The sequence below is a fragment of the Methanoplanus limicola DSM 2279 genome (genome assembly GCF_000243255.1).
GTDB classification, from domain to species: domain Archaea; phylum Halobacteriota; class Methanomicrobia; order Methanomicrobiales; family Methanomicrobiaceae; genus Methanoplanus; species Methanoplanus limicola.
Genome location: NZ_CM001436.1, coordinates 1,840,338 through 1,857,895 on the forward strand (window position 1 = coordinate 1,840,338; position 17,558 = coordinate 1,857,895).

The 17,558-nt window shown below is 39.5% G+C and carries 13 protein-coding genes; 6 read left to right on the plus strand and 7 right to left on the minus strand.

Going from position 1 to position 17,558, the window contains the following annotated elements:
• Position 1 precedes the first annotated feature (1 nt).
• The 6 genes from METLIM_RS08890 (at position 2) to METLIM_RS08915 (ending at position 4,591) form a co-directional block, all read left to right on the plus strand.
• The gene (locus METLIM_RS08890; protein ID WP_004077816.1) at positions 2–400 is read left to right on the plus strand and encodes an NADH-quinone oxidoreductase subunit C; all 399 of its coding nucleotides are present in this window, start codon (positions 2–4) and stop codon (positions 398–400) included.
• Positions 400–1,479, plus strand: a complete 1,080-nt coding sequence (locus METLIM_RS08895; RefSeq protein ID WP_004077817.1) for a hydrogenase large subunit — start codon at positions 400–402, stop codon at positions 1,477–1,479. The genes METLIM_RS08890 and METLIM_RS08895 overlap by 1 nt, the downstream gene beginning before the upstream one ends.
• 6 nt (positions 1,480–1,485) lie before the next feature.
• A complete protein-coding gene (locus tag METLIM_RS08900) occupies positions 1,486–1,863 on the plus strand; it encodes a 4Fe-4S binding protein (RefSeq protein ID WP_004077819.1) in 378 nt (125 codons plus the stop codon).
• A gap of 160 nt (positions 1,864–2,023) precedes the next feature.
• A complete protein-coding gene (locus METLIM_RS08905) occupies positions 2,024–2,974 on the plus strand; it encodes a transcriptional regulator FilR1 domain-containing protein (protein ID WP_048145787.1) in 951 nt (316 codons plus the stop codon).
• Positions 2,975–3,062: 88 nt separating this feature from the next.
• The gene (locus METLIM_RS08910; RefSeq protein WP_004077823.1) at positions 3,063–4,049 is read left to right on the plus strand and encodes an MBL fold metallo-hydrolase; all 987 of its coding nucleotides are present in this window, start codon (positions 3,063–3,065) and stop codon (positions 4,047–4,049) included.
• 83 nt (positions 4,050–4,132) lie between these two features.
• On the plus strand, positions 4,133–4,591 hold the full coding sequence (locus METLIM_RS08915) for a hypothetical protein (protein WP_004077825.1): 459 nt from the start codon (positions 4,133–4,135) through the stop codon (positions 4,589–4,591).
• Between the two features lie 81 nt (positions 4,592–4,672).
• Here the strand turns inward: METLIM_RS08915 and METLIM_RS08920 are convergent, their stop codons facing one another.
• From METLIM_RS08920 to METLIM_RS08955, 7 genes are all read right to left on the minus strand, one after another.
• The gene (locus tag METLIM_RS08920; RefSeq protein ID WP_004077827.1) at positions 4,673–6,622 is read right to left on the minus strand and encodes a methyltransferase domain-containing protein; all 1,950 of its coding nucleotides are present in this window, start codon (positions 6,620–6,622) and stop codon (positions 4,673–4,675) included.
• Positions 6,623–6,908: 286 nt separating this feature from the next.
• Positions 6,909–8,393 carry a class 1 isoprenoid biosynthesis enzyme gene (locus tag METLIM_RS08925; RefSeq protein WP_004077829.1) on the minus strand — a complete coding sequence of 495 codons (1,485 nt, stop codon included), beginning with the start codon at positions 8,391–8,393 and terminating at the stop codon, positions 6,909–6,911.
• Positions 8,394–8,447: 54 nt separating this feature from the next.
• Positions 8,448–9,908 carry a class 1 isoprenoid biosynthesis enzyme gene (locus METLIM_RS08930; protein WP_004077831.1) on the minus strand — a complete coding sequence of 487 codons (1,461 nt, stop codon included), beginning with the start codon at positions 9,906–9,908 and terminating at the stop codon, positions 8,448–8,450.
• A gap of 208 nt (positions 9,909–10,116) precedes the next feature.
• Positions 10,117–11,877, minus strand: coding sequence for a PAS domain-containing protein (locus tag METLIM_RS15590; protein WP_004077832.1), 1,761 nt, complete (start codon positions 11,875–11,877; stop codon positions 10,117–10,119).
• A gap of 329 nt (positions 11,878–12,206) precedes the next feature.
• Positions 12,207–16,205 (minus strand): UvrD-helicase domain-containing protein, encoded by a 3,999-nt coding sequence (locus METLIM_RS08940; RefSeq protein WP_004077834.1) that lies wholly within the window; start codon positions 16,203–16,205, stop codon positions 12,207–12,209.
• Between the two features lie 188 nt (positions 16,206–16,393).
• Positions 16,394–16,630: a hypothetical protein gene (locus METLIM_RS08945; RefSeq protein WP_048145790.1), complete on the minus strand. Its 237-nt coding sequence runs from the start codon at positions 16,628–16,630 to the stop codon at positions 16,394–16,396.
• 332 nt (positions 16,631–16,962) lie between these two features.
• Positions 16,963–17,547 carry a hypothetical protein gene (locus METLIM_RS08955; RefSeq protein ID WP_004077839.1) on the minus strand — a complete coding sequence of 195 codons (585 nt, stop codon included), beginning with the start codon at positions 17,545–17,547 and terminating at the stop codon, positions 16,963–16,965.
• Positions 17,548–17,558: the final 11 nt, after the last annotated feature.

The window sequence follows — 17,558 nt, forward strand, 5'->3', positions numbered from 1 at the left end:
GATGACGATTGAAGATCAGTTATTGAGAGATATTTCAGTAGAGGAACTTCCGGGTGAGGTGAAGAAGAAGTCTGATGACGGCTATCGCCTTGTCCAGATTGGCTGTACAAAGATAGATGATATTTTTGAGATTAATTACTCCTTTGAAAAGGATTACAGGTTTGAAAACCTGAGAATTACAATATCAGGAGATACTGTTGTTCCAAGTATTTCAGATTCTTACTGGGGTTCTTTCATCTATGAAAATGAGATGCATGATCTCTATGATATAAAAGTTAAAGGTATGAATGTTGACTTTAACGGCTATCTCTTTAAGACCAGTATTCCTCATCCTTTCAATGATAATATTACAGTGAAAAAAGTTCCTTCAAAGAAGAAAAATAACGGAGGCGGAGAATAATGGGAAGAAGAACGGTTGTACCATTCGGGCCGCAGCATCCTGTGCTTCCTGAACCTATTCATCTTGATCTTGTGATTGAGGATGAGAAGGTTATTGAGGCTGTGCCTTCGATAGGATATGTTCACAGGGGTCTTGAAAAGCTTGTTGAGACGAGGGAATATAAGGATTATGTATATATCGCAGAGAGGATCTGCGGGATATGCAGTTTTATTCACAGTCTTGCTTTCTGTCAGGGTATTGAGAATATTATGGGCGTTGAGGTTCCGGAAAGGGCACATTATCTGAGAACTATCTGGTCCGAGTATTCAAGGATGCACAGCCATCTTCTCTGGATGGGTCTTTTTGCCGATGCAATGGGCTTTGAGAACCTCTTTATGGAGGCCTGGAGAATACGTGAACAGGTTCTTGATGAAATGGAGGAGACAACCGGCGGAAGGGTCATTCAGGGTTCATGTAAAGTGGGCGGTGTAAGAAGAGACATCTCTGCTGAAAAATTAAAGGAGATGTCATCAAATCTTGACAGGATTTCAGCTCAGGTTACTGAGATGAATCATATTTTCTTTGATGACAGTACTGTCATTCACAGAACCAGAGGAGTTGGCTATCTCTCTAAGGATGATGCATATAAACTCGGAGCCTGTGGTCCTACTGCAAGAGGTTGTGGTGTTGCAATTGATATCCGTCAGACCGGATATGCGGCATACCCGGAACTTGACTTTAAACCCGTTGTTGAGAATGACGGAGACTGCTATTCCAGATGTATGGTGCGTGCAAAGGAGGTTGTCCAGTCAGCAGATCTGATCCAGCAGGCGATTGCCAAAATACCTGACGGAGACATTGATGTAAAGGTTAAGGGCAATCCTGATGGTGAGTACTTCTCAAGGGTTGAACAGCCAAGGGGAGAATGTATCCATTATCTGAAAGGCAACGGCACAAAATATCTTGTCAGGGAGCGTGTCAGAACACCTACGCTTACAAACATTCCTCCGCTTGTGAAGATGCTTGCCGGATGTGAGATGGCTGATGTTCCTGTAATTGTCCTTACAATCGATCCATGTATCGGTTGCGCGGAGAGGTGATATTTTATGGCTAAAATCACCTTTACAATGGCAAAGAGGATATTTAAATCACTCGCCGGCGGGCCTGCAACCCGAAGGTACCCTGCTGTACCGGCAAGGAGATATGAGGCGTCAAGGGGCCATATTGAAATTAATATTGAGGACTGCATCTATTGCGGGCTTTGCAGCCGGCACTGCCCTGCCAATGCCATTGAAGTATCCAAACAGGAGAGGACATGGCAGATTGACAGGGCAAGATGTATAATCTGCAATTCATGTGCTGAGGCATGTCCTAAGGACTGTATATTTACCAGCAATGTCTATCATGAACCGGTAACTGATCCTTATCTTGTAGAGAAGATACAGGGGCCTGAACCTGCGCCAAAGCCTGAGAAGAAGGAATAATATTTAATAATTTAATAAATCTTTTTTCTTATTACTACATTAACGCCATTTATTAATCTGATTACGGCTATTATAGTAAATTATGTTGCCGACAGTGAATGATAATTTCCTTCAGTACCAGGATATTATATGCAGGATTTTTAGTCCGGAATCAGTATCTATGATTCTTAATTTTCCTGAAAGTCCCTCTGACGGCTTAAGCAGTCCATATATTGAAGAGTTCATCTCTGATAATATGTCAGCTAATGCAGACGATCTTGCAGATTTTCTGATTCTTAAAAGAGATGATAATAAATATTCCCTGACTAAATTTGGTGCTGTTCTTAGATCTAAGTATTTATATCTGCTTTCTGAACTTAATGGCAGAAGAAATAATTTATGCAGAGATGTCTCTTACGTGGATATTGGTCTTCTCTCCGGGTATTTACTATCCATCTATGATAGTGAAGATTCTGACCAATTACAGAGAGGACTTATTCCGGCAGATGCGATTTCCAAACCCGGAAGAGATGAATTATTATATGATATCTATAACCTTGTCATCCTGATAATAAAAAATCCGGAATATTTTATGATTCATAATTATGAGAGTCTTCCTGATTTTGCTGTTGAAAATCTCGGCATGCTGCACAGCGCCGTTTTAATATGTGATCCGACGGTAAATTACAGGCAGAAGATGGAATTTTACCATGAATTATTAAGAAAGGCTGATCATATACATGGCATTTCAACATGGGGAACGGGGGAGATCGGAACTACAATGATTGACTGCCTTAAATCCGGTGCTGAAATAGAACTGGTTATATCCGGAGAAATGGCTTTAAAGCTTATAGAACCTCCTTATTTCAATAATATTGATGAGTACCGGTATTTTGAAAACCTGAAGTTTTTTGTCACTGATGAGATCATTCCTGTCGGTCTTACGGTAACTGACAAAAAACTGTCCCTGGGATTTTACCTAAATGACAAAAGAACATATGATTCAATTCATGACTTCATCTGTGGGTCCTGTTCCTGCCTTAGATGGGGCGAGGAGTTATTTTCATATTATAAAGAAAGATCTGCTGATTTTGAGGAATATCTGGCTATTAAGGTATTTCTGAAAGGTTAAATCTCTGAGATGTCAGGTATGTAAATGCCATTTACTGTTTTTTTCTTATAACGAAGTTCTCTTCATATATGCCTGCCATAGTAAAAATATGGAGGTCACTATTCTTGGTACTGAATCGCTTGGGGTTCGTGGGCTTTGCTGTCGGATTAAAACCGGTGACCGGTGTATTCTGATTGATCCGGGTGTTGCCCTGGGTTATCTCCGGCACGGCCTTCTTCCCCATCCATGTCAGGTAGCAGTCGGTGATGCGGTCAGGAAGCGGATTATTGAAGCCTGTTCTGAGGCTACCGATATTGTAATCAGTCACTACCACGGTGATCACCTGCCCCTTGCTGATGCAAATCCATATCAGATCCCTTTGCAGGACATTAAATTTCGTGTGGGTGCTAAGTTCTGGTGTAAAGGACCTGATGGTTGTTCAACTGTTTCACTAAGGAGGCGGCTGGATCTCATTGCTTATATTGGAAAGGACGATCTGCCGGCGGCTGAAGGCAGTGGTGATGCTGTTGTGCAGTGTTCACTGCCGGTTCCGCATGGAATTTCCGGCAGCCATCCTGGAACAGTAATTATGACTAAGATTAGAGATGTTTCTGATGGGGGGAAATCATTTCTTCATGCTTCTGATATTCAGTTGTTAAACAGGGAATCTGTTGATGTTATCCGGAATTTTGAACCGGATGTTGTTTTTGCATCCGGGCCGCCTTTATATCTCGGTCGGCTCTCTGTTGAGGACAGAAATTTTGCATGGAAGAATGCTGTTTCAATAGCTGAAATTCCGTCAGTTAAAATTTTCATTCTTGATCACCATCTGCTTCGTTCACATGAAGGTTTTAAGTGGCTAAAGGCTCTCTTCGCAGAAACTGATGGTATAACTGTTTCAGCCGCAGATTTCATGAAACGAAAACCACTCTCTTTTGAGGCAGATCGTGATGAGCTGTACAGCCGGTTTAAGGTGCCTGAGAGATGGCATTCTGATTATGCCAGAGGTGATGTCGGTTTTATGGATTTTATTCATCAGTGTAAACTGGAGAATGATCTGGGGAGCCTAAAGGAGATCAGGGGTATTGAAATCTGATTTATCCGGATGAATTTAAGGATAGGCATTCACTTTGCCGACATAATTTATAATATCAGTGACAATTATTTTTAAGGCTGAAGATGATGAAAAAACTTATTTTTTTAATTGTTCTGGTTGCGATTGGATTAATTCTGTCTGCCGGATGCATTTATGAACGTGATATTCCGGGTCCATCGGAAAATGGTGAAGATTCTGAAGATCCATATGGTCTTGATTATATGAATAAGACTGTTGAGGTAGAAGTGGAAGATTCCGGTTATGAAGAGAGTTACAACACTATGGGTGGTGCCGGTATTCTTGATAAGGCTGAAGGGTATTACAATGAAGAATATGCCCGTGATGCGTATGTCAATCAGGTTACTGTGGTCAGTCCCGCTGGCACTGATTATTCAGATGAGGACGAGTATGATTACGCCATTGATAATTATGGTAAGACCGGTGGCAATCCTGTAGATGCTATTAAAAATCCTGAAAATTATTCTGTTCAGGATAGCGGCACAGTAATTCTGAATACAGATTCAGGAGAGATAGATAACTGACCGGAATTAAAATACTGTGGTGGATCTGAAAGAGAGATCCACATCATTACTTTTACTTTACAGGCTAAGTTCTTCCGGAAATTAATTTGTAACCGGATTCATTTCCGGTATTACTTTGGATTCTATCTCTTCATTGTCCGGGAATATGCGTTTTTCAGTACTTATCATTATACTTTCCAGCATATCCTGATAGTTCATTCCTGCAAATCCTGCCATCTTTGCCAGATGTCCGTCCCAGCACCATCCGGGATTTGGATTGGCTTCAAGAAGCCTTGGAGTGCCGTTTTTATCAAGCCGCCAGTCAAAACGGGCATAATCACGGCAGCCAAGCCTCGCATACAGTCTGATACAGCTCGCAGTAAGGAATCTCATTACATCTTCCGGAAGTTCGGCCTGTATTGATTTAAGATTCCAGTATGGACTCTCAGGATCCCATTTAGCTTCATAACCGCAGACTTTTGGCAGATCCTCAGGGAGTGCAGAATAATCCTCTTCTATTACAGGCAGAACTGTGTATTCATCCGGAAGATTGCCTATTATTCCTACACTTATGTCCTTTCCGGTCAGGAATTCCTCAACAAGGATTGGTTTTTCAGCTCCGGAAATTTTTCTGACATTGAGTATTGCATCCTGAAGCTCATTCACATCGCTGCATATACTGTCTTTTGTTATTCCAACGCTCGAATCTCCATAATTTGGCTTAACTATAACAGGGAAGTGTATCGGGAATTCAATAAATGAACTGTCTTCGGGGTTTATCATGAATGCTTTTGGTACCGGTATGTCAAGCTCCTTTGCAATACCACGCACAAGGGATTTGTCATAGCAGTAAGAAAGACACTGCGGGTTTCCGCCGGAGTATTCTATATCAAGCATTTCAAGTAATGCAGGGATATGAAGCTCTTTTTCCGGGTCATTTGAAAAACCTTCATCACATAAATTTAATGCAAATTCAAACCTGTTTTTGTTTTTGATAAGGTAACTCATGAGATTCTTATGGCTGTTTACATAGGTGAATTTATAATTCTTAAGACCGGAAAGTGCATCTTTCAGCTGGGAAATGGTCTTAAAATCATCTTCATCGAATTTGCAGAGAGGTTTTACCTTATCTTCCAGTTCCGGGTCACCCATAATCACAATTACTGATCTTTTTTTATTGGCCTGTTTCTTCTTAGGTGACCACTCTTTCTCTACAGACGAAGTTATGATTAGGCGGCGTGCCATCATACCAAGATCCTGCATTCTCTGTGATTCTGTTATGATGGGTTCATGTATCCGGATATTTTTAAAACCGCATTCTTTAAGCATGGAAGAGATCATTTCAGGGTTGTAAAGCCGTTCCGCATAGAACTGGTCAGCTATTACCCCCTTGCTGACATGAGTGATAACCTCACGGGTTACAAGCCTTTCATTATCGGAAGATAGTGACCTTTCCCTGCATACAAAATAATTTTTGTCTATCCATTCCCAGCTTCTTGGCGTGAAATTTTCTTTCAGGTAATCTCCGTCTGATACATCAAGAAGTAATTTTCCACCGGGTTTTAATGTCCTGAACACTTCAAGGAGGACTTTTTTGTCATCGTCGCATGATTCAAAATAGCCAAAGCTGTTACCCGGAATAATAATACAGTCGAATGAATCAGTGGAGTAAGGGAGTTTCCTTGCATCGCCCTCCCTGAAATTAATGCTGTAGCCGTCCTTTGCAGCCTGTTTTTTTGCTCTGTTTATCAGGTAATGTGACCTGTCAAGACCATAGATATTTTTAAAGCCCCTTGCTGCAAGTTCAACTGAATGCCGGCCCTGCCCGCAGCATAGATCAAGAATTATGTCATCTTTTGAGAGATCTGTCAGACTGATAAAGCTGTCAGTCTCTTTTGATGTGATCTCACTGTCATCAACAACATCACCGTCTGTTCTGATATAATTGGCATTAAATATCTCTCTCCACCACTCGGCACGGACATAACTTTCAAGGCTTTCAACCGGACCAAGGAATGTAGTGATTCTGGATTTACCTTTTGCTTTATTCATTTAATTTATCTTCTCAAAATCTGATGTTAATTTTGCAGGATAAATATTTTGCCGGACCGGACTTAATTTAAAAATAATAACTGATATTTCGGACCAAAAATACGCCAGAATAATTGTTTTTCCCTCCCAGTGCGCACCGATATAAAATATAACTTCAAAATGCGGTTTATTTCAGGAGTATTCTGTGCTTTTTTATGTTTTTGCGGGGTCTGGCAGATACACACAAATAAGTGAAAAATATGACTATGCCTTCCTGCATTTGCTTAATTTTTAATAATCCGCACTATTATGAAGAAAAAGACTTATCATCTGTGAACATCTGCTCATGAACAGCTTTTTTCATATCAAGTGAAATCTGAGTGCACATACCTGCAATTTTGGTTTCAAAATCCGTAACCATACAATAATTCCGGCCTGTAAGACATAATTCCCGGATAATATAATTATCCGGGAAATTCATTTCCAGGAACAGTCCGCATAGATCTTTATCTCCGCTCTTTGCATGAAGTGCTCTTAATGACTGGAATATGCAGGACATATAGAGTTCACAGGCGTCTTTTAATTCCGGATAATCAATAAATGATGTGCGTGATATCACCATCATCAGAATCTCAACCGGATGATAATTCAGGGGATTTATTCCGTACTTATAATAATTAAAGGCAGTAATGTTTCCGTTATCTGTATCCTCAAAAAAATCACGGAGATCGTCAGGAAGCTGAAATATATTCCCTGATCTCAGGCAGTGTGTAAGAAATTCACCTGAAATAGTATATTCTGCAAGGATTGCAGGAATTACCCTCGTATAAGCACACTTTAGTGCTGAATTTACATATAATTCTTCATCTGATATAATATCGCTGTATTGCCATCCCGCACCTTTAACAGAAGCATCTGCGATGGCCGAATATGCCTTTGCAACCATATTCCATCGCTCTTCTGAAAGTTCATCACGCATTTTAACAACCGCCTTTTCCGAAAATGCCATCAGAGAATCTTTGGAGTGATTTATTTTTTCCCCTCTCCCGCTCATAAGTATCGCTGAGACATTACTGTAATATTTCTCTTTCTCATCTGAAGAATAGCCCGGATCATCTATAATTTCATCAAAAAGATAGGTTATGCCATAGCATGATCCAAGAAGGATCTTCTTTACAAAACTGCTGCTCCGGTTTTCATAGCCATATTTTACAACTCCAAACATGGAACCGATATATTTTGCAAAAATTCCTCTTTTAAGGTATAATTCAGGACAGTTTTTTATAAATTCTGTTATCTCATCTCTGATAATTTTAGTTTCATCAGCGGAGATCCCTGTCATTTCACAGCAGATTTCAGCGAGTTTTTCCGTATCAGGAATCCCGTTACCGGCTCCCGTCTTCCGGTGTTTTCTGAAATCCGAAAATCCCGCCCTCAGATCTTTTTTAAAAGCCTTTATCTCTTTATTCTGCCTGATTATTCCTTTGTCCCTGACTGATGCAAACCTGTAATATTTTACAGCTTCACTGTACATTTCAGAATATTTCTTTAAACTGACCACGTCTGTTCTGAATATTTTATCTGAAAATATTAGGGCATTGTTTATAAAATACCGGATTTTAAGCCTTCTTCTCTCAGATTTGATAATATTAATAACAGTTTCCGTATTGTATGATGTCCTGCCATACTTAAGGAGATCATCAAAGTCATCCTGAAGAAATCTGTAGGATACATCATAAAGGCTTTCATCTTCATTATATCCATTAAGGTTATCCAGTACTGCCTGAATCATTGCTGCCTCATCTCATTTTCTGAATTATTCCTGATTTCCCAGAAGATACTGTGATCAATGGCCAAAGACAGGATTTTTACTCCATCCGCCACGCAGATTAACAGCAATATCCGAATATATTTTTGCGGTTTCAGCTTCAATGTCAATAATAACATCGCTGCATCCGGCGATCATTGATATTTCATCTCTGATTTTCCCTTCCGGAAAATTCATCTCAGTTAAAAGCTCTCTCAGGTCATCTTCACCTGATTTAAGCTTTAATAACCGGATTGAATGTGTAATCCTCATTATCCAGAGATCTTTTGCATCCGGAATATCTTTAAGATTTTCAGCAGAGACCCTGCTTACTGCTGCAAGGAATATCTCAAATGGGTGAATATTCTGTTTTACTGCGCCATAACAGAAGTAGTTGAAAGGTGTTATATTTCCCTCTTCCATATCGTCAGTGATGTCTCTGAGATCATCGGTAAGCTGAAATATCAGCCCGCCTCTCATGCAGTGCGACATGAATTTCTCATCAACTGTATAGCCGCCAAGTATTGCCGGAATAACTCTGGTATATGCAGCCTTTACTGCAGCCACCGAATATAATTCCTTATCTTTTAGCGGGGTACTGTAATTCCAGTTTGATCCTGCCGCAGTTGCTCTTGCAATGGCAATATATGACTGTGCAACCATCCGGCTTCTTTTTTCATCAAGAATACTGCATATTCCGGTAAATGCCGATTCTGAAAATTTCATAAGGGGATCTGCCGAATACTCAATTTCACCAAAATTTCCGGCGTTTAAAATATTCAGGACATTCTGAAAGTATTCTTCCTTCTCTTCCTTCCTGTATTCTGCATCGTCAAGAATATCATCAAAGAGATATGTTGCCGCAAAGAAACCTGACAGTCTTAAAATATTATTGTAATCCGGATTTTCAGCCGACTTTGAAAAGAAAATTACACCCAGAACAGATCTCATAAATTTTCCGAATATTCCGGATTCAAGGTATTTTTTAGGGCAGACTTCAATGAACTCATGAATGTAAGAATATAACCAGATTAATGATTCATCATCTGAACCTATGATACTTTTTGCAGAACTTATAAATTCTTCAGAAGAGCTTAAAAGGATCTTACTTTTATCACTGTTTTCAGGAAGTAAAATATCTGCCCATCTCTTAAATTCTTTTATGCTGATATCAGTTTTTGGAGATACACCCTGATCTCTCATCAGGGCGAATCTGAATAATCTCTCTTCTGCCCTTAAAATCTCTTTTCTCCTCAACCTCTCTTCATTATTGAGGCTGAATTTCCGGTCAGAATAAATAACAATCTCTTTTAAGCATTTAAGTTTCTGAAGCCTTTTGCGTTCTTTTGTAAGCCTGTCCAGGATTATATCTGGATCATATTCGTTCTCCATGAATGCAGTAAGATTTTGATAATCTTCTTCTGCATACTGATATGAAATTATAAATATGTCATTTTCAGGTATATTCCCCAAAAGAGTATCATTTAGCTCTTTTATCATAAAATATCCTTAATATAATGATTAATCGTCCCCTAAAACATTGCAGATAATATATAATAGTGGACAAAAAATACTGCCCACTCAATCACTATATGGATATTGTTACTGATATTATTAAGAATCTTGTTTTTTTTAAGAGACAAAACAGGTCTTTCAGGGTGACTATAAGCATCTGCTTATCCGGCATTTCCTGTTTTAGTTCCTTATATCATTTAAATGAATATACCAGCCGCGGGATTTTAATCTCAAAACAGGCCCCTTCTCCATAGATTCCACTTTCACTAATTGTTATTCCTGTAATTGACAATATCTCCTTTGATAAAAATAGTCCCAGTCCGGTATTTTTACCATACCCTCTCTGAAATATCTTCATCTTCTCTTCATCCGGAATTCCTCTGCCATTGTCCCCGCAGAATATGATCAGTTCATCAGACCCCTCGGTTGCAGTAAAATTAATCTCAGAGATTGTATCACCATAAGATACTGCATTCTGGATAAGGTTATAAAATACTTTTTCAACCATCCGGTCAGCAAAAATCCTGAGTCCCTTTAAATCTGATTTTACTGCGATCTTTTCGGTAGATAACAATGAAGAGGATTTTCCTATTAACTCATCAACATCCTGCCATACAGGTTTTTCAACCCCTATGTCCTGATAATCCTTTGAGAAAGAGATCTGGTTCTGTATTGAATCTGAGGCTTTTTTCATAATCCTGAAATATTTCAGGTCTTTTTCGTCCGGAGAATCTTCCATAAGAATTTCAAGATAACCCTGCAATGCCGTCAGATTATTGAGTATGTCATGTCTGGTTATGCTGTTTAAGAGGTTAAGCTTTTTATTCGATTCAATCAGGCTTTTTTCTGAGATCTTCCGGCTTGTTATATTGGAAGAGATGACAGTTACTGCAATGACTCTGTCAGTTTCCGGATCTTTAACCGGACAGAACCTTCTGGAAAAATGGTTCTCCCCACAGCAGTACTCGTCAAGGAAATAATCACCTTCAGAAAATACCTTTTTTATAATTTCTGCAAAGGATTCGCTCTTCCCTTCCGGATGAAACTCCTCATACCTCTTTCCTGAGTATATCTGCTCCGGTTTCAGTCCGAGCCGCTCCTGGTGTGCCCGGTTTATAGACAAATAACTGCATTCCCTGTCAACCACATAGACCGATTTATCTTCACCATCAATATTTATCCCTTCTTTCTCTGCCGGATCAGTTTTTACGGATACAACGTTTACTGCAACTACACTGTCATCCTCAATATTGCTGACAGGTGTAAAGATTCTTCTGAACCTGAATTTATCATCTTCATATTCTTCCCTGAAGATTTCTCCGGTTTCAAAGATACTGCTGATAATCCCGGAAAACTTTTCATACTCAGGTTCGGTATGGAAATCCTGATATCTTCTTCCACGGTATAATTCACTCGATCTCCCAAGACGCATCAGGTGCTTTTTATTCATGTAAAGGTAACGGCAGTCAGAGTCAACCATATAAATTGAATCATCCATTGATTCTATAAGTGACCTGTATTTTGCATTCCTCAATGATTTACTATTCCTCTCTTCATAAACTTCAGAATATTTACTGAGAAATGATTTTAATTTTCTCAGTTCCCCGTCTGTATTATCCTCATTTATCAGGTGAATATTCAGCCCGTGACTGATACATTCCCCGATAAATTCCGGTTTAAAACCGGAGATCAATACTATATGCGGGGGTGGTCTGACTTCTTTTTTTATTTCCCTTAAAAAATCATGAACATTAAGTCCGTTTTTCCTGCTGTTGATTATAACTATATCAGGATTATTATTCTTTATTTCATTCAGGGCTTCCTGAATATCTGTAATTATTTTCAGGCTGAATGGATATTTTTTATCCGTGACAATTTCTTCAATATCAAAGACAGGAGGTTTATCATCTATAATAAGTACTGAAATCAAATATTCTCCCCTTTTTTTACTCATGAATACACATCTGTTTTTTTAAATGTACCATATATGTGGATTTTTCTCAAACATAAATGTCCGGTTTATGCGTGTCACTTTTGATATATAATAACCCATATCAAAGGAAATGCATTTTAAACAATCAAAGCACGCAGGGCATAAGTAAAAAAAAGTCAGTCGTGAATAATAGTCATGGATGATGGATAAAAATAGTCACTCATGAACCGGCTGGTTCACAGATGATGAATGAAACAGTGTGATGTTTCATTGGAGAAGTTTTCATAGGGGAATGGATTACTGAATGCAGAACATATGTGCGAAATTAATTACAACACGGCATAGAACCATTATTTATTATGCAGCATATCAACAAGGGCTTCTCCGGCAGAGATTATCTTAGCCGGAAGGATGGGGATATTACTGTCAATTCTCAATTCAATCTGTTCGTATAATCTTTTTGCTTTAATTTCTGCCTCCCCGTCAGTATATCTCCTCAGTTCAGAGAGTGCTTTTAGTGAAGAGTGAGGGTTGGCGCTGTGCAGTTCTTTTAGCAGTTCATCACATGCAGAAGAAATCTTACTATAATTTCCGGATTCCGTATTATTGCTTTTATCGGCAGCATTTCCGGTTCCGGTATTCTTTGGTGAATATTTCAGATCTCCCCCTTCCATATAGTTTCTGCTTTTGGTTTCATTGTTCCCAGTGTAATTTTCACCAGCCAAACCATATCCCCGGCCATATTTTCCGTCATTATTTATACCATAAAATCGCGGATGATCAATATCTCCTTTCTTCCATCTGCATATGGACTTATAATCACACCTCCTGCAGATGTCTCCCGGATTTGGACTGAATTCCTGACGTCCGATCTTTTGTATATAGTCAACAGCAATATCTTTTGCACTGCTTAGGCTTTCATCGCTGACATCGACATCTTTGAACACACAGTCCTTAATGTAGGCCACAGAACCGGAATTTACTTTTTCACCTGCACCATTAAAACCAAGAGAGTATAACTGAACCTGAAAAGCAACTTCTTCATCAGTTGCAACAGTGTCTGAGGTTTTGTAATCCCGAACCTCAATCCCCTCACCGTCTTTAAGGATAATATCTGCCCTTCCTGAAACTGTAGTGCCGTTGGCAGGAAACTCTACTTTTGATTCAACATATTTAATGACTCTCATATCCTGTTCATTTTCACTTGCAAACCTTGCAAGCTGTTTTTTTGCAGAAGATTTAATTTTCTGAAGCTTTTCTTCATTTACAAAGGGCATTGTAAATCGTGAATCTACCGAGCGTGCAACGGCGTTGACGGGATGACTGCCATTTTTGATCTCTTCAGCAGCTTCATAAAGGCAATGATGAAGGGCATTACCATAGCCAATCATCTCTGCAATCCCGGACTGATATCCAAGAACAGAATGAAGCCTGAACATATGCGGGCATCTCCTGTAACTTACAAGTTCTCCGACAGTATAGGTAAGATTTTCATCACTCTCCTGTGATGATGATATTGTCATCTCCGGAAGATTATCCATCTCGTTTATATACGGCAATGCACCTGTTTTGAGTGCATCTTTTATAAACAGTCCTGGTTCTTTTCTCCTGCTGTTATGGTGGGCATAATAGCTGAGAACAAGAAGATCCTTTGCTCTTGTTGAGGCGACATAATGGAGTTTTCTCTCTGACTCCATACTTCCTTCATATCTTTCTGCGTCATAAAGCTCTGATGGGATAAATTTCTCTTTAATCTCTCCTTTCCCTGTTAAAGGGAATATCCCCTGATTCATTGAAGGAACGAAGACTATCGGCCATTCAAGCCCTTTTGCCTGATGTATTGTTACAATCTGAACAGCTTCGGCAGATTTTACGTCATCGGAAGACTGAACGCCATAATTGTCAGAGGCATAGGCATTGATATATTCAGTCAGCCATGAAAGTATTCTCTTAACCGGATAGCGTGAGCCTCCCAGGCGGTTTGCAGATTCAAAATCGTTTAGAAGTCCTGAGAACCGGCCAAGGTTTGCGATTATTGAGTATTCATCCTGATTTTTTGGGTCAAGGTATTTATATCCCAGAATTTCAAGAAGGATATAATAAAAGTCAATCAGGTTTGGAAAACATCCGGACAGAACAGCTTTTTTTAATGCATGGATTTTAATGTCATAATTTTTGGAGAGAATATCTCCGGTGGCTCTTCTCCAGTCTGAAATTCCGGATGACAGCAGGTCATCGCCATTGATGAAAGAGTCCCACTTCTTCTTTTTATAATAGCCGTCTTTATCCAGCCAGATTATAATTTTGGCAATGCCCTCTACCTCCGGACTGTTGAAGAGGTTTACATTTCCGGCGATTATCGCCGGAATTTCTTCTTCCCTGAATGTTTTTATAAGCAATGGCGCAGATATTTTTACAGACCTTAAAATGACTGCAAAATCCCTGTACCTGCATTTTTCGGATTTTACATACATTTTTATCTGTTTTGCAATCCATTTTGCCTCCGATAAATCATTATTGTTCTCTATAATTAATACTCCCGATTCCGACTCACGTGCCGAAACGAGGTCATCATAATTTTTAACAAATTCCTTTGCAATTGTGTTTGAGAAGTTTATGATCTCTGATCCACTGCGGCGGTTTTTACTGAGTGATACTGACTCTGCATCTCTCCCGAAATTTTCAAAACATTTCTCATCCGAACCCCTCCACTGGTAAATTGTCTGCCTTGGATCACCCACTACAAAGAGATTTGCCTCCTTTCCAATAAGCTCCGTGAGTCTTTCCTGGGCGTGGTTTATGTCCTGGTACTCATCGACTATAAGGTGCCTTACATTTCGTACAATTTCGGGTTTTTCTGTTATATGGCTGACAGCAAGATCAACCATTCTGTTATAGGACAGTACCTTAAATCCTGTCATCTCTTTTTCATAGGATTTTACCCATTCTGAAAACTGAGGTGCTTTTTGTTCAAGTTTGACAGGATCAACAAGTTCAGAATAATAGATATTCAGTGAATCGAGAAATTTCTGACATTCGGCTGCATAATTGCCCCTGTCAGTATTTAGAAATTTCCAGCCCGTCCTGAGAAGAAAGGCCATTTCTTTATGTTCGTCAAGTTCGGTGTAATTTCTGTAGCCGCAGTTCTGCTGAAGAAGTTTAAGGCAGTATCCGTGGATTGTACCGATGTACATATCACCCAGTCTGGCACAGGCTTCTTCTCCGGCAAGTTGTTTAATTTGTTCATAAATCCTGCCCTTCATACTTCGGGCAGCTTTTTTTGTGTAAGTGAATGCCACAATGGATGAAGGCGGAACTTTCTGCACTAATAAAAGGTGAAGTATCTTTCTCGTGATTACTTCAGTCTTGCCAGTGCCGGCTCCGGCAATAACCCTTACTTTTCTGCTTTCAGACAATACTGCTTCTCTCTGGTCATCAGAGAGTGGATTTGGCTTTTCAGTGATATCTTTTACTGTAAATCCTTCAGCAACGGGGGGTTCATCTGAGTTGTCCTCCGGGATTTTAAATGAAGGGATGAAAATTTTATCATTTCTGGTAGTTTCAGGGCTGTTCTCTTTAAAAATGTCATCTTTCCCGGATTTGAATCCGTCATCTGAATATATTATATTCTCTTCAGTTTTTACGGGTAATATATCAGATCCTTCATCTTCATGCCGGCAAAACCCTGTTTTGTCATCGTTTTCTCTCTCCTCTGGATCTTCTGCCATTTCCCCGGAGATTTCGGTTTTTTTATCTGATTCAAGGTCATATTCTTCAAGATAAAGTTCTTTAACGATGATCTCAAGATCTTCATCGAGAAGTTCATACCCGGTATTGTTGTAGCAGAGTCTTTCAGCAAGAGATTCAGCTGTAACAACTGCAAACCAGGGATATGCCCACATATCTATCTGACCTTCAGGGTAAGTACTGCCTTTTCTGAAGTATCCCCATGCAGCTATCCTTCCTGCTTCTCTCTCGTCAATATATCCAAAATGCTTCTCCCTTATCTTCTGGTACTGTCGGTTAAACTCCCCCCTCTGGGTTATCAGCTGATCAAAGAGGTTTCTGTGAAGTTCAGTCTCCTCCCCGGAATCTGTAACCACTTTCCAGGGTTTTTGTGGGTAATCATCACCATAAACAGTTCCGCAGTAGTTTTTCAGATCAAGAATTACGGGGCCGTCCGCTGTCAGAATTATGCTGTCTATCTCAGCTTTTGCAAGTTTGATATTGGTTAAAAGAAATACATTTTCATCCCTGAATTCGTCTTCAAGAATAGCTGCAACTTCTTTTATCTGTTCACGTTCATGAAAGTGCTCACCTCTTCTCCCCCTGAAATATCTGACCGGCATTTTAAATCCCCGTATTACTTATATATGTCGTTTATGCTCCAGTCAGGATAATATTTTTGAATTTTATTTCTACGTGACCTGAATCATGAATTCTGAATATCCGGCAGACCAAAAAAAGTCTCAGGAAACCTGAAATTCCCCGGGACATGAATAACTGAGAGAGAACCGGAGATCTCCTGCTCAGGCAATCAGTAAAAACAGTACAATAATCCGTTCTTCTCAGCAATCCACTTTATCCCCCATTTTGACAGTCGCATTTCAGATGTAATTCTGGATGAAGCATTAATCCCCCTTAAAGCAGCATTAGAATTCATTCTGAACGGCTGAGTCGCTATTTTATATCTGCGAAGGTACGGTCTGTCAGACAGACCGTACTTCAGGGTTTTTCCGGTGAAGATATCCCTTTTAACAGATTCCCCCTGCAAATACCCTCATCCACCCGTTTAACTGCCGGAAAAAATACGGCTTAAACATCAGAAGTGAATATTCAGATATTTTTCCACTCCTGCTCAATATTTGCCCTTCCCATAAACTATTCATATCTGTTCCATTCTCCCGGTTCCTTCTCCTGGTTTTATCCCTCAATTTTTCCGGCGGAATTTTTCATTCCCGGACATTCAGATTTTCACGGATATAACTCACACCAGACAATATCTGATCATCAATCCAGATCAGCCAATAAATGATTATCAACCCATATCTGATTATACCAGGATTTTCAGTAATATCTGAAAGAAAATTAATCTGGTATCTCCGGCTATGTCCGGAAATTATCATACATTTCTCCGGGAATGGCATCTTCAGGATCTAATTCTCCTTTACGGACAGATTTTATATTTTTGAGGATATAATCGAGATCCCCGCCGCTCTCTTCGTCTGTAAGTTCTGCGGATTCAGACGTTATACTGATAATCTCACCTATGATACCATTTCGATCCTTATTCCTCAGGTTCATTTTATTAAGCCATAATTCAAGTTTTTCAGGTTTTGCTGCTGAGAGATTATTCCAGACACCGGCATTTTTAAGAGTGATTTCATGCTCTTTTAAAACAATAAGATTTGAAAGTGCCCGTGATTCATTTTCAAGACTCATCTGTGAACTGAGTTTTACCTCCCTTCTGTATATCAGCGATTCAATCCGCCTGGCAATGCTTACCTCTTCACTCTCACTCTTTGAATTTCCTGCTTCCCGGTATAATTCTTTGATACGATCCTCAATCAGGAATATTTCGTACCTGAGTTCATCAGATTTTTTTGACAGATGAGCATCACGGATTTTTAAGACATTGAGCGGAAGCTCATAGAGTTCTTTATTGCGGCCTTTAAACTGGAAAATTCTCATAAATATTCAGC